General features: G+C 67.8%; 21 protein-coding genes. 11 read left to right on the forward strand and 10 right to left on the reverse strand.

Annotated elements, in window-relative coordinates; translation table 11 throughout:
• Nucleotides 1-35: 35 nt before the first annotated feature.
• Genes thrC through moaD form a run of 4 tightly spaced genes read left to right on the forward strand, consistent with a single transcriptional unit; the run spans nucleotide 36 to nucleotide 3,551 of the window.
• A complete protein-coding gene (gene thrC / locus BLQ28_RS02765; RefSeq protein ID WP_093237018.1) occupies nucleotides 36-1,451 on the forward strand; it encodes a threonine synthase in 1,416 nt (471 codons plus the stop codon).
• 18 nt (nucleotides 1,452-1,469) lie between these two features.
• A complete protein-coding gene (mobB, locus tag BLQ28_RS02770) occupies nucleotides 1,470-2,015 on the forward strand; it encodes a molybdopterin-guanine dinucleotide biosynthesis protein B (protein ID WP_093237019.1) in 546 nt (181 codons plus the stop codon).
• Complete coding sequence (gene glp / locus BLQ28_RS02775) at nucleotides 2,008-3,294, forward strand: molybdopterin molybdotransferase MoeA (protein WP_093237020.1); 1,287 nt, start codon at nucleotides 2,008-2,010, stop codon at nucleotides 3,292-3,294. The genes mobB and glp overlap by 8 nt, the downstream gene beginning before the upstream one ends.
• 5 nt (nucleotides 3,295-3,299) lie before the next feature.
• Nucleotides 3,300-3,551, forward strand: coding sequence for a molybdopterin converting factor subunit 1 (gene moaD / locus BLQ28_RS02780; protein ID WP_093237021.1), 252 nt, complete (start codon nucleotides 3,300-3,302; stop codon nucleotides 3,549-3,551).
• On the opposite strand, the gene dapA is transcribed toward moaD, so the two are convergent.
• Nucleotides 3,538-4,434: a 4-hydroxy-tetrahydrodipicolinate synthase gene (gene dapA / locus BLQ28_RS02785; RefSeq protein ID WP_093237022.1), complete on the reverse strand. Its 897-nt coding sequence runs from the start codon at nucleotides 4,432-4,434 to the stop codon at nucleotides 3,538-3,540. The two genes, moaD and dapA, sit on opposite strands and share 14 nt — an antisense overlap.
• 251 nt (nucleotides 4,435-4,685) lie before the next feature.
• Between dapA and BLQ28_RS02790 the strand changes: the two genes are divergently transcribed.
• Nucleotides 4,686-5,168: a molybdenum cofactor biosynthesis protein MoaE gene (locus tag BLQ28_RS02790; protein WP_093237023.1), complete on the forward strand. Its 483-nt coding sequence runs from the start codon at nucleotides 4,686-4,688 to the stop codon at nucleotides 5,166-5,168.
• 21 nt (nucleotides 5,169-5,189) lie between these two features.
• On the opposite strand, the gene BLQ28_RS02795 is transcribed toward BLQ28_RS02790, so the two are convergent.
• A complete protein-coding gene (locus tag BLQ28_RS02795; protein WP_093237024.1) occupies nucleotides 5,190-6,041 on the reverse strand; it encodes an acid phosphatase in 852 nt (283 codons plus the stop codon).
• 123 nt (nucleotides 6,042-6,164) lie between these two features.
• Nucleotides 6,165-7,160 carry a Bug family tripartite tricarboxylate transporter substrate binding protein gene (locus tag BLQ28_RS02800; protein WP_176800995.1) on the reverse strand — a complete coding sequence of 332 codons (996 nt, stop codon included), beginning with the start codon at nucleotides 7,158-7,160 and terminating at the stop codon, nucleotides 6,165-6,167.
• A 141-nt stretch (nucleotides 7,161-7,301) separates the two neighbouring features.
• Here BLQ28_RS02800 and clpB point away from each other — a divergent pair, with 141 nt between their 5' ends.
• From clpB to BLQ28_RS02825, 5 genes are all read left to right on the forward strand, one after another.
• Nucleotides 7,302-9,923, forward strand: coding sequence for an ATP-dependent chaperone ClpB (gene clpB, locus BLQ28_RS02805; RefSeq protein WP_093237026.1), 2,622 nt, complete (start codon nucleotides 7,302-7,304; stop codon nucleotides 9,921-9,923).
• Nucleotides 9,924-9,932: 9 nt separating this feature from the next.
• Nucleotides 9,933-10,274: a hypothetical protein gene (locus tag BLQ28_RS02810; RefSeq protein ID WP_256327146.1), complete on the forward strand. Its 342-nt coding sequence runs from the start codon at nucleotides 9,933-9,935 to the stop codon at nucleotides 10,272-10,274.
• Between the two features lie 126 nt (nucleotides 10,275-10,400).
• Entirely contained in the window at nucleotides 10,401-11,585 is a 1,185-nt protein-coding gene (locus tag BLQ28_RS02815) for an acetyl-CoA C-acyltransferase family protein (RefSeq protein ID WP_093237028.1), read from the forward strand.
• A gap of 16 nt (nucleotides 11,586-11,601) precedes the next feature.
• Nucleotides 11,602-12,009, forward strand: coding sequence for an alternative ribosome rescue aminoacyl-tRNA hydrolase ArfB (gene arfB, locus BLQ28_RS02820; protein WP_093237029.1), 408 nt, complete (start codon nucleotides 11,602-11,604; stop codon nucleotides 12,007-12,009).
• A gap of 25 nt (nucleotides 12,010-12,034) precedes the next feature.
• A complete protein-coding gene (locus tag BLQ28_RS02825) occupies nucleotides 12,035-12,610 on the forward strand; it encodes a DUF3299 domain-containing protein (RefSeq protein WP_093237030.1) in 576 nt (191 codons plus the stop codon).
• Between the two features lie 51 nt (nucleotides 12,611-12,661).
• On the opposite strand, the gene BLQ28_RS02830 is transcribed toward BLQ28_RS02825, so the two are convergent.
• From BLQ28_RS02830 to BLQ28_RS02845, 4 genes are all read right to left on the reverse strand, one after another.
• Nucleotides 12,662-13,546: a LysR family transcriptional regulator gene (locus tag BLQ28_RS02830; RefSeq protein WP_093237031.1), complete on the reverse strand. Its 885-nt coding sequence runs from the start codon at nucleotides 13,544-13,546 to the stop codon at nucleotides 12,662-12,664.
• Between the two features lie 10 nt (nucleotides 13,547-13,556).
• Nucleotides 13,557-15,284, reverse strand: a complete 1,728-nt coding sequence (locus tag BLQ28_RS02835; RefSeq protein WP_093237032.1) for a SulP family inorganic anion transporter — start codon at nucleotides 15,282-15,284, stop codon at nucleotides 13,557-13,559.
• A 167-nt stretch (nucleotides 15,285-15,451) separates the two neighbouring features.
• Nucleotides 15,452-15,907: a DUF2501 domain-containing protein gene (locus BLQ28_RS02840; RefSeq protein WP_256327148.1), complete on the reverse strand. Its 456-nt coding sequence runs from the start codon at nucleotides 15,905-15,907 to the stop codon at nucleotides 15,452-15,454.
• A gap of 91 nt (nucleotides 15,908-15,998) precedes the next feature.
• The gene (locus BLQ28_RS02845) at nucleotides 15,999-17,354 is read right to left on the reverse strand and encodes a M20/M25/M40 family metallo-hydrolase (protein ID WP_093237034.1); all 1,356 of its coding nucleotides are present in this window, start codon (nucleotides 17,352-17,354) and stop codon (nucleotides 15,999-16,001) included.
• 154 nt (nucleotides 17,355-17,508) lie between these two features.
• Here BLQ28_RS02845 and BLQ28_RS02850 point away from each other — a divergent pair, with 154 nt between their 5' ends.
• Entirely contained in the window at nucleotides 17,509-18,420 is a 912-nt protein-coding gene (locus BLQ28_RS02850) for a LysR substrate-binding domain-containing protein (protein ID WP_093237675.1), read from the forward strand.
• An 8-nt stretch (nucleotides 18,421-18,428) separates the two neighbouring features.
• Here the strand turns inward: BLQ28_RS02850 and BLQ28_RS02855 are convergent, their stop codons facing one another.
• The 3 genes from BLQ28_RS02855 to BLQ28_RS02865 all read right to left on the reverse strand — a co-directional run bounded on the left by BLQ28_RS02855 (nucleotide 18,429) and on the right by BLQ28_RS02865 (nucleotide 20,725).
• Nucleotides 18,429-19,649, reverse strand: a complete 1,221-nt coding sequence (locus BLQ28_RS02855) for a beta-ketoacyl-[acyl-carrier-protein] synthase family protein (RefSeq protein WP_093237035.1) — start codon at nucleotides 19,647-19,649, stop codon at nucleotides 18,429-18,431.
• Nucleotides 19,646-19,900, reverse strand: coding sequence for an acyl carrier protein (locus BLQ28_RS02860; RefSeq protein ID WP_093237036.1), 255 nt, complete (start codon nucleotides 19,898-19,900; stop codon nucleotides 19,646-19,648). Before BLQ28_RS02860 ends, BLQ28_RS02855 begins: the two co-directional genes overlap by 4 nt.
• A gap of 114 nt (nucleotides 19,901-20,014) precedes the next feature.
• The gene (locus tag BLQ28_RS02865; protein WP_371126553.1) at nucleotides 20,015-20,725 is read right to left on the reverse strand and encodes a phosphatase PAP2 family protein; all 711 of its coding nucleotides are present in this window, start codon (nucleotides 20,723-20,725) and stop codon (nucleotides 20,015-20,017) included.
• Between the last annotated feature and the right edge of the window lie 12 nt (nucleotides 20,726-20,737).

Here is a 20,737-nt window from a genome sequence, read left to right on the forward strand (position 1 = left end):
AGACATTGAACGAACCGGTACGACAGGACCCTCCCGTGAACTACCTGAGCACCCGCGGCCACCCTGACCGCAAGCGCTTTTGCGACATCCTCCTCGAAGGCCTCGCCCCCGATGGCGGCCTTTACCTGCCCGAGCAGTACCCGAAGATCGACACCGCCACGCTCGCTAAATGGCGCGATCTGCCGTACGCCGAGCTGGCCTTCGAGATCCTCTCGCTCTACATCGACGACATTCCGCCGGCCGACCTGAAGGCGATCTGCGCCAAGACCTACACCGCCGAAGTGTTCGGCACCGACGAGATCGTGCCGCTGCGCGAACTCGAAGACGGCGTGTACCTCGAAGCCCTGTCCAACGGCCCCACGCTGGCCTTCAAGGACATGGCGATGCAGCTGCTGGGCAACCTGTTCGAGTACGAACTGGCCCGCCGCGGCGCCGAGCTCAACATCCTGGGCGCCACCAGTGGCGACACCGGCAGCGCGGCCGAATACGCCATGCGCGGCAAGAAGGGCGTGCGCGTCTTCATGACCTCGCCCGATGGCCGCATGAGCCCGTTCCAGCAGGCGCAGATGTTCAGCCTGCAGGACGCGAACATCCACAACATCGCCATCACCGGCGTGTTCGACGACTGCCAGGACATCGTCAAGGCGGTGTCGAACGACCTGGGCTTCAAGCGCAAGTACCGCATCGGCACGGTCAACTCGATCAACTGGGCGCGGCTCCTGGCACAGGTCGTCTACTACTTCGCCGGCTATTTCCAGGCCACGGCGAGCAACGACAAGCCCGTCAGCTTCACCGTGCCCTCGGGCAATTTCGGCAACGTCTGCGCGGGCCATGTGGCGCGCATGATGGGCCTGCCGATCCAGACGCTGGTGGTCGCCACCAACGAGAACGACGTGCTCGACGAGTTCTTCCGCACCGGTGTCTACCGCGTGCGCGCGGCCGTCGATACGCACGAGACATCGAGCCCGTCGATGGACATCAGCAAGGCCAGCAATTTCGAGCGCTTCGTGTTCGACCTGGTCGGCCGCGATGCCGCCAAGCTGCGCAAGCTGTTCGTGGACGACCTGGGCCTCGAAGGCCGCTTCGACCTGAGCGCCGACCCGGCCTTCAAGGATGCCGCCGAGCGCTTCGGCTTCAAGAGCAGCCGCAGCACCCACGCCGACCGCCTGGCCACCATCCGCGACACCGACAAGCGCTTTGCCACGCTGGTCGATCCGCACACGGCCGACGGCCTCAAGGCCGCGCGCGAGTTCCTCGTGCCCGGCGTGCCGATGGTGGTGCTCGAAACCGCATTGCCGATCAAGTTCGCCGAGACGCTGGTCGAAGCGCTGGGCGAAGAACCCGCGCGCCCGAAGAAGTTCGAGGGCATCGAGGCGCTGCCCAAGCGCGTGGTCAAGCTGCCCGCCGATGCGGAAGCCGTGAAGGCCTACATCGCGCAGAACTGTGACTGACCCCGGTCGGGCCCCGTCATGAAAGTCGTCGGCTTCGCCGGCTATTCGGGCGCGGGCAAGACCACGCTGGTCGAGCGCCTGATCCCGGTGCTCAAGCGGCTGGGCCAGCGCGTTTCAGTCGTCAAGCACGCGCATCACAAGTTCGACATCGACCACCCGGGCAAGGACACGTATCGCCACCGGGAGGCGGGCGCCTTCGAGGTGGTCGTGGCCTCCGACAAGCGGCTGGCCGTGATGCGCGAGTTCGAGACGCCGGTCGAGCTGTCGGTGCACCAGTTGCTGGCCGAGTTGCATCCGGCCGCCGACTGGGTGCTGGTCGAAGGCTTCCGGCACAGCGACGTGCTCAAGATCGAAGTCTGGCGCCTGCCCGAAGACGGCCAGCCTTCGCGCCCGGTGCTGTACACCGACGACCCCTTCGTGACCGCCATTGCCACCGATGCGCCGTCCAGCCTGCCGTCGCCCACCGAGCGCCCGCTGTTCGACCTCAATGACGCCGAGGCCATCGCGCAATGGCTGATCGCCAGCGGCGACCGCTTCGAGTACAACCCGGAACACCATGGCTGATTCCCCCGTTCCCTTCGCCGCCTCGTCCTCGCGCCCGCCACTGATGCCGCTCGACGAGGCCATCGCCGTGCTTCTCGCAAAGGCCGAACCGAAGCTGCCCGCGGAAAGCGTCGTCACCTTCGAGGCCGATGGCCGCGTGCTGGCGCAAGACCTCGTCTCCGGCTTGACCGTGCCGCCGCGCGACAACAGCGCGATGGACGGCTATGCGGTGCGCGTGGCCGATTGCGCAGCGCCCGGCGCCGAACTGGTGGTGGCGCAGCGCATTCCCGCAGGCACCGTCGGCACGCCGCTCGCGGCCGGCACCGCCGCGCGCATCTTCACCGGCGCGCAGATCCCCGAAGGCGCCGATGCCGTCGTGATGCAGGAAGACACCACCGCCACGCCGCAGGAAGGCGGCCTGGGCTCGGTGCGCATCGCCATCGTTCCCGCCGCGGGGCAGTGGGTGCGCCGCGCGGGCGAAGATGTGGCTTCTGGCGACGTGGTGCTCAAGCAGGGCGAGCGCCTCACGCCCGCCGCGCTGGGCCTTGCGGCCAGCGTCGGCTTCCACAAGCTGCAGGTCGCGCGCAAGCCGCGCGTGGCGATGCTGTCCACCGGTGACGAACTGGTGATGCCCGGTGACGTGGCGCCAGACGCCATGAAGCCCGGCGCGATCTACAACTCCAACCGCTTCTTCATGCGCGCCTTGCTGCACCGGCTGGGCTGCGAGGTGAACGACCTGGGCATCGTGCCCGACAACCGCGACGCGACCATCGAGGCCTTGCGCCATGCGGCCGAGACCAGCGACCTGATCATCACCACCGGTGGCGTGTCGGTCGGCGAAGAAGACCACATCCGCGCCGCGCTGCAGTCGCTGGGCGAGCTGCAGTTGTGGTCGCTGTCGATGAAGCCCGGCAAGCCGTTCGCCTACGGCTCCATCGCGCGCAGCGACGGGCAAGGCCACTGCCACGTGACGGGGCTGCCCGGCAACCCGGTGTCCAGCTTCCTGACCTTCCTGATGCTCGTGCGTCCCTTCCTGCTGACCTTGCAGGGTGCCACGCGCGTGACGCCCGAGCCCGTGCAGATGCGCGCCGACTTCGACTGGCTGCGTGCCGACAAGCGCCGCGAGTTCCTGCGCGCGCGGCGCAATGCGGCTGGTGGGCTCGAACTGTTCGGCAACCAGAGTTCGGGCGTGCTGACATCGATGGTCTGGGGCGATGGCGTGGTCGACAACCCCGCAGGCCACACGATCCGCTCGGGCGACACGGTGAACTTCATTCCCTTCGCTTCGCTGCTGTCCTGAATCGCATGAAGGTACAGATCCGTTATTTCGCGTCGGTCCGCGAGGCGCTGTCGAGCAGCGGCGAAACCGTCGAGACGAACGCGCAGACGCTGGCCGCGCTGCGCGACGAACTCATCGCCCGTGGCGGGGCGCATGCCACCGCATTGGCACGCGGCAAGGCCGTGCGCATGGCGCTCGACCAGGCCATGAGCGACGAAGCCGCAGCCCTGCACGAAGGCTGCGAAGTCGCCTTCTTCCCGCCGGTTACGGGCGGCTGAGCCGGGCGTCGAGCGCAACGAGGCGCTCGCGCAGGTCATCGGATGCGCGAGTCATCGGCGAGCGCAGCTCGTCCTGCATCGCGCCCTGGTGCGCCAGCAGCGCCTTCAGCGGCCCCGGGTTCGATTCGGCAAACAGCATCTCGACCAGCGGCTGCAGCGGTTGCCATTCGGCGCGCGCCTCGGCCATGCGGTTGTCGGCCAGCAGGCGCAACACCTGCACGAAGCGCTGCGTCTGCACATGCCCGCTGGCCGCGATGGCGCCTACGCCACCTTCGGCCACCGTGCTGAAGATCTGGTGGTCTTCACCCGACAACACCTGCAGGCGGCCATCGGCGATCACGGCGCGCGTCTTGGCCATGTCGCCGCCGCAGTCCTTGATGCCGCGGATGCGCGGATGGTCGGCCAGCGCCAGCAGCGTCTCGCGCGCGAGGGCCGCGCCGGTGCGATAAGGAATGTCGTAGACCAGCACCGGCACCGCGCTCGCGTCGGCGATGGCGCGGAACCATTCGAGCAGGCCGGCCTGCGAAGGGCGGATGTAGTGCGGCGCGGGCACCAGCAGGGCCGCCAGCGGGCGTTCCGCGAGCTTGCGCACCCAGGCCGTCGTCTTGCCCAGGTGATAGCCCGAGAGGCCCATGACGATGGGCAGGCCACCGGCGGCGGCTTGCACGGTATCGAGCGAGGCCAGTTGCTCCGCCTCGTCGAGCGCGGCGGCTTCGCCGGTCGAGCCGCAGACCACGAAGCCGGCCACGCCGTCGCCGGCGAGGCGGCGGGTCAATGCGGCGAGCGCGGCGTGGTCGACCGCGCCATCGCGGAACGGGGTGACGAGCGGAATCCAGAGGCCCGAAAAATCAGGGGTGGGGGCGGAGGTGGGTTGTTGTGGCACGCAGGCTTCCTTTCAGGAATCGACCGATGGAAAGAACCACCGTCCGATGCGCGCGCAACCCATGAGGGGCCAAAGCCTTGGCAGGTTCCGTCGCTCATCCGACGACGGAACCTCGGCTCCGGTCAGACGAGCTTTGGTTTTTTGGCTTTGCTGCTTTGGCACGCGCAACGGCTCTCGGGGTGCGATAGCACCGGGGAGAACGTGGCGAGACAAGGCATTGCAGCAGTCTAGCGCGATGCCACAATTCGGACATGAGCGTTGCGCGTGTTTCGATCCAGACGGCCGATTTCGATCTCTCTGAAGAGGTCGCTGCGTTGCGTGCCGACGACAAACGCGTGGGCGCCGTCTGCAGTTTCGTCGGCACCGTGCGCGATCGCAATGACGGCAGCACCGTCGCATCGATGGAGCTGGAGCACTACCCCGGCATGACCGAGAAGGCCATCGAGGCCATGATCGACGAGGCGCACAAGCGCTTCGACATCCTCGGTGCACGCGTGATCCACCGCGTGGGCCTCCTGCAGCCGCTGGACCAGATCATGATGGTGGCCGTGGTCTCGGCCCATCGCGGCCAGAGCTTCGAGGCCTGCGAATTTTTGATGGACTACCTGAAGACCCAGGCGCCGTTCTGGAAAAAGGAACAGACGCCCGAAGGCGCCCGCTGGGTCGATGCGCGCGTGGCCGATGACGCGGCGCTGGCGCGCTGGGGCATCGCGGCTTCGAACACTTCTGTCTGACGGGCCTCGGCCACGCGCCGTTCAGGGCGCGATCAGTTCCGAGGTCGCCAGTGCCTTGGCTTCCGCACCGCAATCCCGCGTGGGCACGGCACCTGTGGCGCGCGCCTTGGCGATCTCCGCCTGGGCCGCCGCCATCTGCGCCTGGAACACCGGATTGGCGTGCAGCTTCGCCACCGTCGCCGCGCCGATCAGGCGGCCGTTCTCGATGTCGCTTTGCCAGTGCACGCCGCAGATGGCACGGCTCTGCGAAAAGGCGCGGCCGCGCTGCAGCAGCGCATTGCCGCGGTCAGGGGCGATCTCCGACAGCACGAGTGCCCAGGCCCAGCCCACGGCCGAGTGGCCGGAGGGGTACGAGCCGTCCTTGGCCAGTTCGGCCTCTTCGCCAGGGGTGCAGCTGCGGGCCTTGAACACCACGAACGGCCGCGTGCGCTCGTACCTGTTCTTGGCCTTGTAGGTGGCGCTGCCGGCATCGGCCAGCGTGCGGCGAAGCAGCATGTTCAGGTTCGGCGTGGCCTCTTCCGAGATGGGCATGCCGAGCGCGCAAGAGAACACTTCGGCCGCCTTCGGGAATTTCAGGTTGGCGTCCTGCACGGCCAGCGCGCCGCGTGGCGTGCCCTGCAGGGCGGTCAGCGTGCGGAAGGTTGCGCCGTCGGCTGCCAACGCGGCCGAACCCGTGGCCGGGGGCGCCGGCAGCAGCGCGAGGCTGTCGGGCAGATCGGCGGCGGGCAGGTAGCCCTTGAGGTAGCCCGAGCCTGCGCGCAGTTCGCCCACCTCGGCAGGTGATGTGGGCGCGGCCACGCGCGGTGCCGTGGTGCCGCAGGCGCCGAGCAGCAATGTGGCGGCCAGCGCGGCGGCGAGTGGGGTGGATTGCATGGGTGTCTCCTGCTCTTCTTCGTGTCGGTGAAGTGCCATCGTAGAGGCACCTCATCAACTCGAAGTGGCACGCAGGTGACGGGGCGGGCCTCGCACCGTGCCCGCCTCACCCGATCCGCTCGTTTACAGCGGCTTGAAGCCGCTCGCCTGGATGATCCGCTCCCAGGTCTGCGTGTAGGTGCGCACGCGGCCGGCGAACTGGCCCTGCGACTCGTAGCCGACCGTCAACCCCATCGTCGTGAGCTTCTGCTTCACGTCGGGCATGGCCAGCACCTTCTGCAGCGCATCGCCGTACTTGTCGATGATCGGCTGCGGCGTGCCCACCGGTGCGAAGATGCCGTAGTAGGGCAGGTCTTCCAGGTTCGCAAAGCCCAGTTCGGTGAAGGTCGGCACATTCGGCAGCACGGCCTGGCGCTTGGCGCCGAGGGAGGCCACGATGCGCACCTTGCCCGCCTTGTGGTTCTCGATGAAGTCCGGCACCGAGGCGATGCCCGCGGTGATCTGGTTGCCCAGCATGTCGGCCGTCATGGGCGCGCTGCCGCGATAGGGCGCGGGCTGCACGTCGATCTTGTACTTGTCCGAGATCATCTTCACGAGGAACTCGGGGATCGACGCCGGCGCCGGAATGCCGATGGTCTCCTTGCCGCCCTTCGCGGTGCGGACCCACTTCACATACTCGTCGATGTTCCTGGCCGGCGTGCCGCCCGAGACGGCCAGCACATTGGCGAAGGTGGCGAAGCCGGCCACGGGCACGAAGTCGGTGGCGGGATTGAAGCCGGGGTTTTTGACCACCTGCGGCAGGATCGATATGGTGTGGTCATGCGACAGGAACAGCGTGTGGCCATCGGCCGGCGACGACTTCAGCACCGTGGCCGCGATCTGTCCGCCCGCGCCGGCGCGGTTCTCGACCACCACCGGCACGCCCAGCACGTCCTTGAGTTTTTCGCCCAGCGTGCGTGCAATGGCGTCCGTGCCGGCACCGGCCGGGAACCCCACGAGCAGGCGGATGGGCGTGCCGCTTTGCGCTTGCGCAAGGCCCGACAGGCCCATAGCGGCCAGGAACAGGCCCGCACTGATCGCCCGGCGCACCGGCTGAACGTGCTGCGTTGAAAAAACCATGATCGACTCCATTCGAGAGAGAGAAAAATGCCCGCGGGCAAAAAGAAGGATCTCGTGCAATACCCATGCCCAGGGCGCCGGCGTGGCCGGCAGCCTTGAATCGTGCCCGAACGGCCCTATTTTGGATGCAGGAATACCACCATGCGACAAGACAAACTCACAACCAAATTTCAGGAAGCACTGAGCGACGCCCAGACGCTGGCGCTCGGCAACGACAACGCCTACATCGAACCGGCCCACCTGCTGGTTGCGATGCTGCGGCAGGACGACGGCCCCCGCGCGCTGATGGAGCGTGCGGGCGTCAACGTGCAGGGCCTCGTGCAGGCGGCCGAGGCCGCCATCAAGAAGCTGCCGCAGGTGCAGGGCCACGACATCGTGCAGGTTGGCCCCGAGCTGGGCAAGCTGCTGCAGGCCACCGAGAAGGAAGCCATCAAGCGCAATGACCAGTTCATTGCCGGCGAACTCTTTCTGCTGGCCGTGGCCGACAGCAAGTCCGACATCGGCAAGATCGCGAAAGAAAACGGCCTGAGCCGCAAGTCGCTCGAATCGGCCATCGACGCCGTGCGCGGCGGGCAGGGCGTGAACAGCGCCGACGCCGAAGGCCAGCGCGAAGCCCTCAAGAAATACACCCTCGACCTGACCGAGCGCGCGCGCCTGGGCAAGCTCGACCCCGTCATCGGCCGCGACGAAGAAATCCGCCGTGCCATCCAGGTGCTGCAACGCCGCACCAAGAACAACCCCGTGCTCATCGGTGAACCCGGCGTGGGCAAGACGGCCATCGTCGAAGGCCTGGCGCAGCGCATCGTTGCGGGCGAGGTGCCCGATTCGCTCAAGGGCAAGCGGGTGCTGTCGCTCGACATGGCCGCGCTGCTGGCCGGTGCCAAGTTCCGCGGCGAGTTCGAAGAGCGCCTGAAGACCGTGCTCAATGAACTCGCGAAGGACGAAGGCCAGACCATCGTCTTCATCGACGAGCTGCACACCATGGTCGGCGCCGGCAAGGCCGAGGGCGCCATGGACGCCGGCAACATGCTCAAGCCTGCGCTCGCACGCGGCGAGCTGCACTGCGTGGGCGCGACCACGCTCGACGAATACCGCAAGTACATCGAGAAAGATGCCGCGCTGGAGCGCCGCTTCCAGAAGATCATCGTGGGCGAGCCGAGCGTCGAAGCCACCATCGCCATCCTGCGCGGCCTACAGGAAAAGTACGAAGTGCACCACGGCGTGCAGATCACCGACCCGGCCATCGTGGCCGCGGCCGAGCTGTCTGACCGCTACATCACAGACCGCTTCCTGCCCGACAAGGCCATCGACCTGATCGACGAAGCCGCGGCCAAGATCAAGATCGAGATGGACTCCAAGCCCGAGGTCATGGACCGCCTCGACCGCCGCCTGATCCAGCTGCAGATCGAGCGCGAAGCCGTGCGCCGCGAAAAGGACGAAGCCTCGCAGAAGCGCTTCGGCCTGATCGAGGACGAGATCGGCAAGCTGCAAAAGGAGATCGCCGACTACGACGAGATCTGGCAGGCCGAAAAAGCCCAGGCCCAGGGCAGCGCGCAGGTGCGCGAAGACGTCGACAAGATCAAGTTCCAGATCGAGGAATGGAAGCGCAAGGGCGACTTCAACAAGGTCGCCGAGCTGCAATACGGCCAGCTGCCCGCGCTCGAAAAGCGCCTGAAGGAAGCCGAGGCCAGCGAAGCGAGCAAGGGCAAGTCGAGCGCGCCCACGTTGCTGCGCACGCAGGTCGGCGCCGAAGAAATCGCCGAGGTCGTGGCGCGTGCCACCGGCATTCCGGTCGCCAAGCTGATGCAGGGCGAGCGCGACAAGCTGCTCGTGATGGAAGACAAGCTGCACGAGCGCGTGGTCGGTCAGGACGAGGCCATCGGTGCGGTCGCCAACGCGATCCGCCGCTCGCGCTCGGGCCTGTCCGATCCGAACCGCCCCACGGGCTCGTTCCTGTTCCTCGGCCCCACGGGCGTGGGCAAGACCGAGCTGTGCAAGGCGCTCGCGGGCTTCCTGTTCGACAGCGAAGACCACCTGATCCGCATCGACATGAGCGAGTTCATGGAGAAGCATTCGGTCGCGCGCCTCATCGGCGCGCCGCCGGGCTACGTGGGCTACGAAGAGGGCGGCTACCTCACCGAGGCCGTGCGCCGCAAGCCCTACAGCGTGGTGCTGCTCGACGAGGTCGAGAAGGCCCACCCCGACGTGTTCAACGTGCTGCTGCAGGTGCTCGACGATGGGCGCCTGACCGACGGCCAGGGCCGCACCGTGGACTTCAAGAACACCGTGATCGTGATGACGAGCAACATCGGCTCGCCCATCATCCAGGCCATGGTGGGCAAGCCTTCCGAAGAGATCAAGGAAGCGGTGTGGGACGAGCTGAAGAACTACTTCCGCCCCGAGTTCCTGAACCGCATCGACGAGACGGTCGTGTTCCATGCGCTCGACGCGAAGAACATCGAATCGATCGCCGCGATCCAGCTCAAGGTGCTCAAGGCGCGCCTGGCCAAGATGGACCTGGGCCTGGAGGTGTCGCCCGCGGCGCTGGCCGAGATCGCCAAGGTCGGCTTCGACCCGGTGTTCGGTGCGCGGCCGCTCAAGCGTGCGATCCAGCAGCGCATCGAGAACCCGCTCTCGAAGCTGCTGCTCGACGGGAGCTTCGGGCCGAAGGACACGATCGAGGTCACCACCGACCCGATCCAGTCGCCGGGCCAGTTCTCGTTCGGCAAGAGCGGGGAACCAACGGCGGCCGCTTCGGCCTAAAGTCGGATGATGAACTTTATTCTTCGCGTCATTCTTCTGCTCCTGGGGCTGGTCTTCGCGGCCAGCCTGGCCGTGGCGGTCATGCTGCTGGCGGCCGTGTGGGGTGTGCGCTACGCTTGGGGGCGTCTCACGGGCAAGCCCGTGACCCCCTGGGTCGCCTCGATGGGCGGGCGCTTCAACCCGCGCTCGGGCTTCGACCGGTTTCGCAATGCGGCATCGCCGGCCGAACCCACCGCTGCCGATGTGGTCAGCGCCCGCGCCCGTGGCGAGTCGGTGCGCAGCCCGGAGCGCATCCGTGGCAGCGCCAGCGACGTGACCGACGTCTCGCCCAAATCGGTCTCGCGCGGCTGACCTGCCGCCGCTGAACGGCGGCGGCATGCCGAAGGCGACAGCCTCCTGCGCCGTTCGCCGTCAAAATCGTCCTCCTGCGTCCGCCGCTGTCGGCGGCTTGCGCTTTCATCCAGGAGCGACATTTTCATGACCCAACGCGACATCTTCGTGGTCGGCACTGCCCGCACCGCCATCGGCACCTTCGGCGGCGCGCTGAAGGACGTGCCCAACACCCAACTGGCCACCACCGCCGTCAAGGCGGCCATCGAACGCAGCGGCGTGGCGGCCGATGCCATCGGCCATGTGGTCATGGGCAATGTGATCCCGACCGATGTGAAAGACGCTTACCTGAGCCGCGTGGCCGCCATCGACGCGGGCTGCCCCATCGAGACGCCGGCCTTCAACGTCAACCGCCTGTGCGGCTCGGGCCTGCAGGCCATCGTGTCGGCGGCGCAGGCCATTGCGCTGGGCGACTGCGACATCGCCATCGGCGGCGGTTCGGAATCGATGAGCCGTGGCCCGTACTTCGACACCTCGGCACGCTACGGCGCCCGCATGGGCGACGCGGTGCTGGTCGACTACATGCTCGGCATCCTGCACGACCCGTGGGAGAAGATCCACATGGGCATCACGGCCGAGAACGTGGCGGCCCGCTACGGCATCACGCGCGAGCAGATGGACGAGCTGGCCGTGACCAGCCAGCAGCGCGCGGCGGCGGCGATTGCGGCGGGCCGCTTCAAGGAGCAGATCGTTCCGGTCGAGGTGAAGACGCGCAAGGGCGTCGTGCTGTTCGACACCGACGAGCACGTGCGCGCCGACACCACCGTCGACACGCTGTCGAAGATGAAGCCGGCGTTCAAGAAGGACGGCCTCGTCACCGCCGGCAACGCCTCGGGCATCAACGACGGCGCTGCCGCCGTGGTGCTGGCCGAAGGCGGGCGCGTGAAGGCGCTGGGCCTCAGGCCGCTCGCGCGCCTCGTCGGCTACGCGCATGCCGGGGTCGAGCCCGCGTACATGGGCATCGGCCCGGTGCCGGCCACGCGCAAGGTGCTGGAGCGCACCGGCCTGAAGGTGAGCGACTTCGACGTGATCGAGTCGAACGAAGCCTTCGCGGCGCAGGCCTGCGCGGTCATCAAGGAGCTGGGCTTCGACCCCGCCAAGGTGAACCCGAACGGCTCGGGCATTTCGCTCGGGCACCCGGTGGGCGCGACCGGCGCGATCATCACGACGAAGGCGATTGCCGAGCTGCATCGCACGGGCGGGCGCTATGCGCTGGTCACGATGTGCATCGGCGGCGGGCAGGGCATCGCGGCCGTCTTCGAGCGGGTTTGAAGGCACACTCGCCTTCATGCTTCGACCGCCCCTCCTGATCAACCCCGACGAAGTCGAGATCAGCGCCATCCGTGCGCAGGGGGCGGGCGGGCAGAACGTCAACAAGGTGTCGAGCGCGGTGCATCTGCGCTACGACATTCCCGCCAGCTCACTGCCCGACGATGTGAAGGAGCGGCTGCTCGCCCTGCGCGACAGCCGCATCACGCAAGAGGGCGTGCTGGTGCTCAAGGCCCAGCAGCACCGCACGCAGGAGATGAACCGCGCCGACGCGTTCGCGCGGCTGCAGGCGGTGATCGACAGCGTGGCGACGCCACCGCGCACGCGGCGCGCGACCAAGCCCACCTACGGCTCGAAGCAGCGCCGGCTTGAGGGCAAGAGCCAGCGCTCGCAGATCAAGAACCTTCGCGGACCGGTGCGGGACTGACACCCGGCGCGCACAATCAGCCCCCATGAAAGGCCTCTTTCTCCGCGCCCTGGGCGTGCTTCTTCTGTCGCTGGCGGCCGCTTTCCTGAGCGGCTGCGGACCGGCATCGCAGAGCCCGGCGAACGCGAATGCCGCCGCCGCGCCGGAGCTGAAGTGGGAAGAGCTGATCCCCAAGGGCTGGGACCCGACCAAGCGCTACCGCAACATCAGCCTCGAGGCATTGCGCGACAACGACCCGCGCGCGATCCAGATGCTCGATGAAATGCGTGCCGTCTGGGACAACGCGCCGATCAACGTGGCGCTCGACGGCTCGGCCGCAAAGCTGTCGGGCTTCGTGGTGCCGTTGGACAACACGCAGGGCGGCATTCGCGAGTTCTTGCTGGTGCCGTACTTCGGTGCCTGCATCCACACGCCGCCGCCGCCGGCCAACCAGATCGTGCACGTGGTGGCGGGCGAGACCTTCAAGGGCCTGCACGCGATGGACACCGTCAAGGTCAGCGGCGTGCTGAAGGCGGCGCGCTATGCGTCGACGGACATGGGCGTGAGCGGCTACGAGATCACGGGCGCTTCGGTCGAGCGCTTCGTCGCAGCCGGGGACTGACGCGATAGACGCAACTGACGATGCCGTCCGCGCGCATCCGCGCGTCGCGTGTCAGGTCATGCGCTGTGTGAGGAAATCCAGGAAGGACGTGATCCGCGCCGCCAGCTGCGTGTTGCGGTAGTACACGGCGTTGACGGGCTGGCGCACGTCCAGCGTCTCTTTGGCCAGCACCTGCACCAGCGTGCCGCTCGCGCGGTCGGCATGCGTCATGAAGTCCGCAAGGCACGCAACGCCGACACCGGCCAGTGCCAGCTGGCGCAGCGTTTCGCCGCTCGATGCGGCCACGGTCGGCGTGATCGGCCATTCGTCGCCATGCACGCCGCGCAAGGGCCATCGGTTCAGCGATTCGGGCTGGGTGAAGCCCAGCAGTGCGTGGTCGGCCAGCTCGCTCACCTTGCGCGGCTTGCCATGCGCTTCGAGATAAGCGGGGCTGGCCAGCACGCGCAGCCGGTGCGTGCCGAGCGGGCGCGCGTGCAGCGTGGAGTCGCGCAGCGGGCCGATGCGGATGGCGATGTCGGTGCGCCGCTCCAGCAGGTCGATGGGCAGGTCGTCGGTGTCGAGTTCGAGGCTGATCTGCGGATACAGCCGGCGAAACTCCGGCATCAGCGGCACGATGGCGTGCAGCATGAAAGGCGAGGCCGCATTCACCCGCAGGCGCCCGGCGGGTTGCTCCCGGCGCGCGGCCAGCTGCTCTTCCGCGTCGTCGATCGCATCGAGGATGGCGCGCGTACGCTGCAGAAAGGCGGCGCCTTCCTCGGTGAGTTCCAGCCGCCGTGTGGTGCGGCGAAGCAGGGTGGTGGCCAGCTTCTGCTCGAGCCGGCTCAGTGCACGGCTGATGCCCGAGACCGTTTGCCCGAGCTGCTCGGCCGCGGCGGTGATCGAGCCGGTGTCCACCACCGCGCGGAACGCGACCAGTTCTTCGATGGTGGTCTTCATGGGCGAAGGTTCAGGTCGCGGCTTCTGCCGGCGCTGCGTCGACGGGCGCGTCGATGCGCGGCATCAGCGCCGCGAGCGCCTCGCCGTCGGTGCGGTAGCTGAAGAGCATCGGCCCCGGGGCCAGCAAGCCCGCGCGCTCCAGCACCTGCATCGCCGGCAGCTTCATGCCGCTCAGGTGCAGGCGGATGCCTTTGGATTCCATCATTCGCCGGATCGAGCCGAACACTTCGGCGCCGGTGATGTCGATGCGGTTGATGGGCTGCGCGAACAGGCACACGTCGGTCAGCTCGGGCCGCTCGGCCAGCGCGACGGTGAGCGCGCGTTCCAGCGTGGAGGCCGAGGCGAAGTCGAGTTCGGCGTCCATGCGCAGCGCGTAGAGCTGTGGCGCCAGCGGCGGCAGCTTCCAGAGGTTGCGGTCGCGCAGGCTACCGTCGGGGTGCAGGCCCACTTCGATGATGCGCGGATGCAGGTGGCGGTACATGTAGTGCGCCAGGCTCGCGAGCAGCCCGCCGAGCACGCCCCAGTAGATGCTGGGCGCGGTCGCGATGGTCAGCACGAAGGTGCCGAAGGCAATGCCCGCCTCGATGCGCGAGATGCGCCACAACGCGCTGAAGCTCGCGGGCTTCACCAGCCCGAGGATGGCCGTGACCACCACCGCCGCCAGCACCGCCTGCGGCACGTGGTACAGCAGCGGCATCAGCCACAGCAGCGCGCCCGCCACCACCACGACGCTGAAGAGCGTGGCCCAGCCGGTCTGCGCGCCCGCATAGAGCGTGATCGCCGAGCGCGAGAACGACGAGCTGGTCGGGAACGCGCCCGAGAAGCCCGAGGCCAGCTTGGCCAGGCCCTGGCCGATCAGGTCCTGGTTTTCGTTCCAGAGCGTGCCGGCACGCGCGTTGTCGACCTTGGCGCTCGATGCGGTTTCAAGAAAGCTCACCAGCGTGATCATCAGCGCGGGCAGCACCAGCGCACCGAGCGTGCCCAGCGGCAGCAGGCCGGGCCAGTAGAACGAAGGCAGGCCCGAGGGCAGGCTGCCCACCACCGCGCCGCCCTGCAGCGCATAGTCGATCACCCAGCTGATCGCGGCCGCGCCGGCCACCAGCGCCATCGTGGTCGGAAAGCGCGGCAGCATGCGCTTGCCCAGGAACAGCACCGCGATGCTGCCGAGCCCGAAGGCGATGGCCACGAGGTCGGGCAGCGGCCCGCCCCGCAGCACCTGGGGAATGGTGCGGCCCGTGAAGCCCAGCAGCGCCGGCAGTTGCGAGATGGCGATCAGCACCGCCGCGCCCTGCGTGAAACCGATCAGCACCGGCGAGTTGACCAGCCGCAGCAGCCAGCCGAAGCGCCCCCCGCCCAGCACGATCTGGATCGTGCCCGACATCAGCGTGAGCCATACCGCCATCGCCACCCATTCGGCGCTGCCCGCAACCGCGAGTGGCGCGAGCGAGGCGCCGACCAGCAGGCTGGTGAGCGCCGTGGGCCCCACCGACAGCCGCTGCGACGAACTGAACATCACCGCGATCAACGCCGGAAAGAGCGCCGCGTACACGCCCGTCACCAGTGGCATGCCGGCCAGCGCCGCATACGCCACGCCTTGCGGAATGACCATCAGCGCCACCGTGATGCCGGCCATCGCCTCGTTGCGCAACAGTGCGGCGGACGGACGGGGCCAGGCGAGGCAGGGAACCCAGCGCGCGAAGCGCTGGCGCAAGGAAGAGGTGGGAGTGGCCGGATTCATGAGTGACGGATGGCACCCGCAGCGGCGTGGGGTCGCTGGGCGGGTGCGGAGAACTTACGCGGCCGGTCGGGGAATGCCGCGGAACCGGCCTTGCCGGGCCGCAGGCGTTGCCCCCGGCGAGGGGGAGTGCGAAGCGACACGCAGTGCGCGAAGCATGGGGGCGTGCGTCAGATCAGCGAGGTCGCGTTCTTGAGCACGTAGTCGCAGGCCTTGGTCTTGAGCTTCGAGGACAGGACCTTGAAGTTGAGCGTCTGGCCGTCGCCGCCCTTGAGCAGGCCCTTGGCGCCGTTGGCGAAGCCGGTCTCTTGCGGCTTCTGGCCGGTGATCTTGGCGAGCAGCTTATCCTTGACCGAGGCGGCATCGCCACCCAGGTAGTTGTTCTTCACGCAGTACTGCAGCACGCCGGCCGCATTGCCGATGGTGTTGGAGCCGATGGCGGGCATCTTGAAGCCGAGGTTGTTGCCGAGACTGCCGAGCGCGGAGCCGCCGGCACCGCCCTGCTGCGTGTTGACGGTGGCCGCCTCGCCGGCTTTTTCCTTCAGTTGGTCGAGCAGGTTGTTGGCTTGCGCCGAGGCGCCCGCTGCGAGCAGTGCCAGGGCGATGAGGGTGGAGCGAGCGTGCATGGTGGCCTCCTGTCGGTGAGCATGGTGGAAAGCGGCCACCAGCATACCGGAGACTTCCAGAGGCGCAGCCTTCGAGGCTCGCGCCTGGTGCCTAGTTCTTGCGGGGCGGACGCTTTTCCAGCAACGGCGTGCTCGTACCCTGCACCCCGACCAGGCCCAGCACCGTCACCAGCGAGTTCTGCGCGCCTTTCCAGCCATCGGTCACGTCGATCCACTCGCTCAGCGCATGGAAACCGCCGGTCTTGCCGCCGCCGCCGATGATGATGGCCGGGATGCCCAGTGCCATCGGCACGTTGGCGTCGGTGCTCGCGCCGGTCAGCAGCGTCTTGTGGCCGAAGGCCGCGTTCGAGCGCGTGGCCGCTTCCACGATCACCGTGTCGGACTGCGTGCGGCCGCCCGGACGGTCGCCGATCAGCTTGGTGCTCACGCTCAGCGTGTTCACGTTCCAGCGCTTGTTCTCTTCGACCACGGCTTCGTCGATGGCCGCAAGGATCTTCTTTTCGGTTTCGAGCAGCGGCGCCATTTCATCCGAGCGGATGTCCACGGCCATGCGTGCATCGGGCGCGATGGTGTTGACCGACGTGCCGCCGCCCACGGTGCCGACGGTGAAGGTGGTCTTGGGGAAGCTCGGCGTGCGGATCTCCGCGATCTTGGCGATGGCGCGGCCCATGCCATGGATGGCGCTCGGTACCTGACCGAAGGCCCCGAAGCTGTGGCCGCCCGGGCCCTTGAAGTTCACTTCGTAGCGGTGGCTGCCCGTGCCCAGCATCAACACCGTGCCTTCGGGCGCGGGCTCCAGGCCGACCATGCCGTCGATGTCGAGGTTGTCGCGAAAGATCGCCTTGATGCCGCGCAGGTTGCCCAGTTCTTCCTCACCGACGTTGCCCACAATGAGCAGGTCGCCCACGGTCTGGATCTTGTTGTCGTTGAGCACCTTGATCCACGAGAGCAGCACCGACAGCCCGCGCGTGTCGTCCGAGATGCCGGGTGCGTAGAGCTTGCCGTCGCGCTCCTTGACCTTCACGTCGGTGCCGGCGGGGAACACGGTGTCGAGGTGCGCCGAGATCAACAGCTTGGGCCCGTTGCCCGTGCCCTTGCGCAGACCGACCACGTTGCCTTCGGCATCGATTTTCGCGTCGGAAAGACCCAGCGCTTTCATGCGCGCGAGGAAGGCCTCGGCGCGTTTTTGCTCCTTGAACGGGGGCGCCTCGATCTCGGTGAGCATCTTCAAGTCTTCGACCGAGCGCGCGTGATCGTCCTTGACGGATTCGAGCAGCTTCTGGATCGCGGGCGAGGCCATCAGCTGCGTGTAGGCCTTGTCCACTTCAGGCCGCACCTGCGCGGGCGTGGCCGCGACGGCGGCGTTCTGGGCGTGGGCAATGCCGGCAGTGGCGCACGCCAGGGCGAGCACGAGCGGGGCGAGGCGGAAAGACACGGAGCGGGGCATGGTGCAGGGATGTCCTTGAAAGAAAAAAGAACGAGAGCAGGCAGGCGCCGCTGACGCGGCGTCGTCAGCGATTCTTGCGGCTGTGCTAGGCGGCCGCTCTGGTTTAATCTTTGGCGTTGTCAGTTTTTCTAACGAGCGAGCTTCCATGGCCGGCATGCGTCGCCACATTCCCAGCACCCGTGCGTTGTTGATCTTCGATGCCGTGGCACGCCACCATGGCGTCGGCAAGGCGGCGGAAGAGCTGTGCCTCACGCACAGCGCCGTCAGCCAGCAACTGCGGCTGCTCGAATCGCAGATCGGTGTGCGGCTGGTGCAGCGCACGGCGCGCGGTACCGAACTCACCGAGGCCGGCCGGCGCTATCACGGCCAGGTGTCCGGCGACCTGCTGCGCTTGCAGAACCACACGCTCGAAGCGATGGCCCAACGCGCCGACGGCCTGCGCCTGCTGGTGGGCGCGGTGCCCGTGTTGGCCGAGGGCTGGCTCACGCCGCTGCTGCCTCGCTTCATCGCGCTGCATCCGGGCTGCAGCCTGCACCTGCAGGTGTTTCCGACGCATCTCTACATGGAAGACATGCCTTTCGACGTGGGCGTGCAGTACGACGACGCGGTGTGGCCCGGTGCCAATGCGCGGCCGTTGATGGGCGAGTTCTGCGTGGCGGTGTGTTCACCGCATGCGAAGGGCAGGGCCGCGATGGCGCTCGGCGATTTCAGTGCCGCGCCGTTGTTGCAGCTTCGCACGCGGATGGGCGCATGGCAGGAGTGGTTCGGCCAGGTGGCGCATGCGCGCCCGCCCGAGAACCTCGTGGCGGGGCACCGCTTCGATCTGTTCTCGTCGCTGGTTGCCGCCGTGCGCGCCGACCTGGGTGTCGGGCTGGTTCCGCACTACTACGTCGAGCGCGAATTGCGTTCCGGGGAACTGGTGTTGGCCTGCCCGCACCGGGCGCCGTCGAGCCGGGGCTACAGCGTGTTCGTGGCGCCGAGCCGGACCGACGACGCGCTGGTCGGCGCCTTCGTGACATGGCTCTGTGCGGCAGCCGCCGAGGCGCCGCAGGAAGCGCCGGCGTAGCCTGCGCGTCAGGCGCGGCGAAAGAGCAGCACCGAGTTTGTGCCGCCGAAGGCGAATGAATTGCTGATGGCGGCTTCGAGCGCGGGCGCGGCCGTGTCGCCCTGCGTCACGAGGTGCAGGCCGCAGGCCGGGTCGATCTCGTTGCAGTGCGCGTTGGGCGGCAGTTGCCGGTTGTGCAGCGCGAGCACGGTGATGAGCGCTTCGAGCGCACCCGCCGCGCCCAGCATGTGACCATGCAGCGCCTTGGTCGAGCTGACGCGCAGCAGGTCGAGGTCGTTGCCCCACACCTGCGCCAGTGCATTGCACTCGACCACGTCGCCGATGCGCGTGGCCGTGCCGTGCGCATTGCAATAACCCACGTCGCGCGGCTGCAGGCCGGCCTGGCGCAAGGCGCTGCGCAGGGCGCGTGCCTGGCCGGGTGCATCGGGCTTGGTGAGATGGGTGGCGTCGCTGCTCAGGCCCCAGCCGGCCAGGGTGGCGTAGCTGCGGGCGCCGCGGCGGCGCGCGCGTTCGGCGGATTCGAGCACCAGGAAGGCCGCGCCTTCGCCCAGCACGAAGCCGCTGCGGTCGGTGGCGAAGGGGCGCACCGCGCTGGTTGCTTCGCCGGGCTGGAAGGTGGCCAGCGTCTGCATCGCCTGCCAGGCCAGCACCACACCCGGCACGATCAGCGCTTCGCTGCCGCCGGCGATCGCGATGTCGACCTCGCCGCGCTGCACCGCCTTGGCCGCTTCGGCGATGGCGGCCGACGACGAGGCGCAGGCCACGGAATAAGTGAGCACCGGGCCCTGCACGCCCTGGCGCATCGCCACATGGGCGGCGGGCGCGTTCGGCATGAAGGCGGGAATGGTGAGCGGCGACACGCGGCCGTTGCCGCGATAGGCCGCTTCGAGCGCGGCGGCGCCGCCCATGCCGCAGCCGGCAAAGACGCCGATGCGTTCGGGGTCGACGTCGGGGGCGGCATCGCCTGCCTGGATGCCCGCGTCGCGCATCGCGAGGTCGGCGGCGGCCACGGCCAGCTGGCTGACACGATCGACGCCCGCGAGCTGCAGTTTGGTGAACCAGCGCGTTTCGTCGAAAGCCGCGGTGGCTGCGGCGGCCGGCTTGGGCAGTTCGGGAAAGACGGGCTGGATGGCCGAGCGGCCCTGCAGCAGGGCATCGAACAGGGTGCCGGGCTCGTCGCCGTGCGGCGCCACGACGCCTAGTCCGGTGACGGCGACTTCGTGGTTCACGCGGCTTTCTTTGCCGCCTTCGCGGCAACGACCTTGTCGACCAGCTTCGCAAGGTCGGCCAGCGTGTCGATGTTCGCGTCTTCGTCGGGCATGGTGATGCCGAAGTGGTCTTCGATGGCAAAGAGGAATTCGGCGAGGGCCAGCGAGTCGAGTCCGCCGGTTTCGCGCATCGATGCGTGGGGATCGAGCTTCGACGGTTCGATGCCGTACTTCTCGTGGATCAGGTCCTGCAATTCCTTCAGCGAACTCATCGTGCGATGCCTGTCGTCATGTGCTGCCGCTGACCGATTGCCACCCTTGTCGGGCATGCCATGGATCGATCGTTCCTCTTCGGGCTGTGGTCAATGATGGCGAATGATATCCGCTCAGATGGCAGGGGCATCCCCGCGAAAACGCCTGTCCGGCCGCCAGCGCAGCGAGGGTAGTGCGAACGCCATACCGAGCAGGGCGCCGGCCAGCACGTCCAGCACCACGTGCTGCTTGACGGCCAGTGTCGAATAGGCAATGGCGGCAAACCAGGCCCAGTTGAGCACCCGCAGCAGGGCGGGCGTGCGGGCTTCGCGCAGCACGTGCTCGATGCGGATGGCGGTGAAGATCGCCACCGCCACGTGCATCGAGGGGCAGGCATTGCCCGCCGCGTCCACGCCCTGCAGCATCGCGAAACCGGGGAAGCCCGAGACGTCGATGGCCAAAGGGGGTATCTGGGTCGGCCAGAAGTAAAAGAGGCTCAGGCCGCTGACGCACAACGCGCCGATCCACAGCCCATACACCACCAGTTCGCGAAAACTCAGCTGCAGCCCCGGCGCGATGCCGACGTACACCCAGAGCGACAGGTAGGCGACCAACGTATAGGGTTGGAACGGAATGAGATGGTCGAGCGCCGTCAGCGGCATCACCGTGACCGGAAAGGCCGGGTTGCGCAGCAGGTGGAAGTACCCGATGAAGAACAGCCACGTAAAGACCGTGGTGCCGACCGCCTTCAGCAGGAAATGGCGACGGATGCGCAGGCCGATGTCGGCGGTCCACGTTCGCGGCCCGGCGATGGGCGCCATGTGCAGGGGGATCGGTGAATGCATGGTGTCGGTCGC

This window comes from Variovorax sp. EL159, assembly GCF_900100965.1.
Taxonomy (GTDB): Bacteria; Pseudomonadota; Gammaproteobacteria; order Burkholderiales; family Burkholderiaceae_C; genus Variovorax.

Excerpts from the sequence above, each read along its gene's own strand:
- mobB (WP_093237019.1), top strand. The coding sequence starts at position 1,470 with ATGAAAGTCGTCGGCTTCGCCGGCTATTCGGGCGCGGGCAAGACCACG.
- glp (WP_093237020.1), top strand. The coding sequence starts at position 2,008 with ATGGCTGATTCCCCCGTTCCCTTCGCCGCCTCGTCCTCGCGCCCGCCA.
- moaD (WP_093237021.1), top strand. The coding sequence starts at position 3,300 with ATGAAGGTACAGATCCGTTATTTCGCGTCGGTCCGCGAGGCGCTGTCG.
- BLQ28_RS02790 (WP_093237023.1), top strand. The coding sequence starts at position 4,686 with ATGAGCGTTGCGCGTGTTTCGATCCAGACGGCCGATTTCGATCTCTCT.
- BLQ28_RS02795 (WP_093237024.1), bottom strand. The coding sequence starts at position 6,041 with ATGCAATCCACCCCACTCGCCGCCGCGCTGGCCGCCACATTGCTGCTC.
- BLQ28_RS02800 (WP_176800995.1), bottom strand. The coding sequence starts at position 7,160 with ATGGTTTTTTCAACGCAGCACGTTCAGCCGGTGCGCCGGGCGATCAGT.
- clpB (WP_093237026.1), top strand. The coding sequence starts at position 7,302 with ATGCGACAAGACAAACTCACAACCAAATTTCAGGAAGCACTGAGCGAC.
- BLQ28_RS02810 (WP_256327146.1), top strand. The coding sequence starts at position 9,933 with ATGAACTTTATTCTTCGCGTCATTCTTCTGCTCCTGGGGCTGGTCTTC.
- BLQ28_RS02815 (WP_093237028.1), top strand. The coding sequence starts at position 10,401 with ATGACCCAACGCGACATCTTCGTGGTCGGCACTGCCCGCACCGCCATC.
- arfB (WP_093237029.1), top strand. The coding sequence starts at position 11,602 with ATGCTTCGACCGCCCCTCCTGATCAACCCCGACGAAGTCGAGATCAGC.
- BLQ28_RS02825 (WP_093237030.1), top strand. The coding sequence starts at position 12,035 with ATGAAAGGCCTCTTTCTCCGCGCCCTGGGCGTGCTTCTTCTGTCGCTG.
- BLQ28_RS02830 (WP_093237031.1), bottom strand. The coding sequence starts at position 13,546 with ATGAAGACCACCATCGAAGAACTGGTCGCGTTCCGCGCGGTGGTGGAC.
- BLQ28_RS02835 (WP_093237032.1), bottom strand. The coding sequence starts at position 15,284 with ATGAATCCGGCCACTCCCACCTCTTCCTTGCGCCAGCGCTTCGCGCGC.
- BLQ28_RS02840 (WP_256327148.1), bottom strand. The coding sequence starts at position 15,907 with ATGCACGCTCGCTCCACCCTCATCGCCCTGGCACTGCTCGCAGCGGGC.
- BLQ28_RS02845 (WP_093237034.1), bottom strand. The coding sequence starts at position 17,354 with ATGCCCCGCTCCGTGTCTTTCCGCCTCGCCCCGCTCGTGCTCGCCCTG.
- BLQ28_RS02850 (WP_093237675.1), top strand. The coding sequence starts at position 17,509 with ATGCGTCGCCACATTCCCAGCACCCGTGCGTTGTTGATCTTCGATGCC.
- BLQ28_RS02860 (WP_093237036.1), bottom strand. The coding sequence starts at position 19,900 with ATGAGTTCGCTGAAGGAATTGCAGGACCTGATCCACGAGAAGTACGGC.
- BLQ28_RS02865 (WP_371126553.1), bottom strand. The coding sequence starts at position 20,725 with ATGCATTCACCGATCCCCCTGCACATGGCGCCCATCGCCGGGCCGCGA.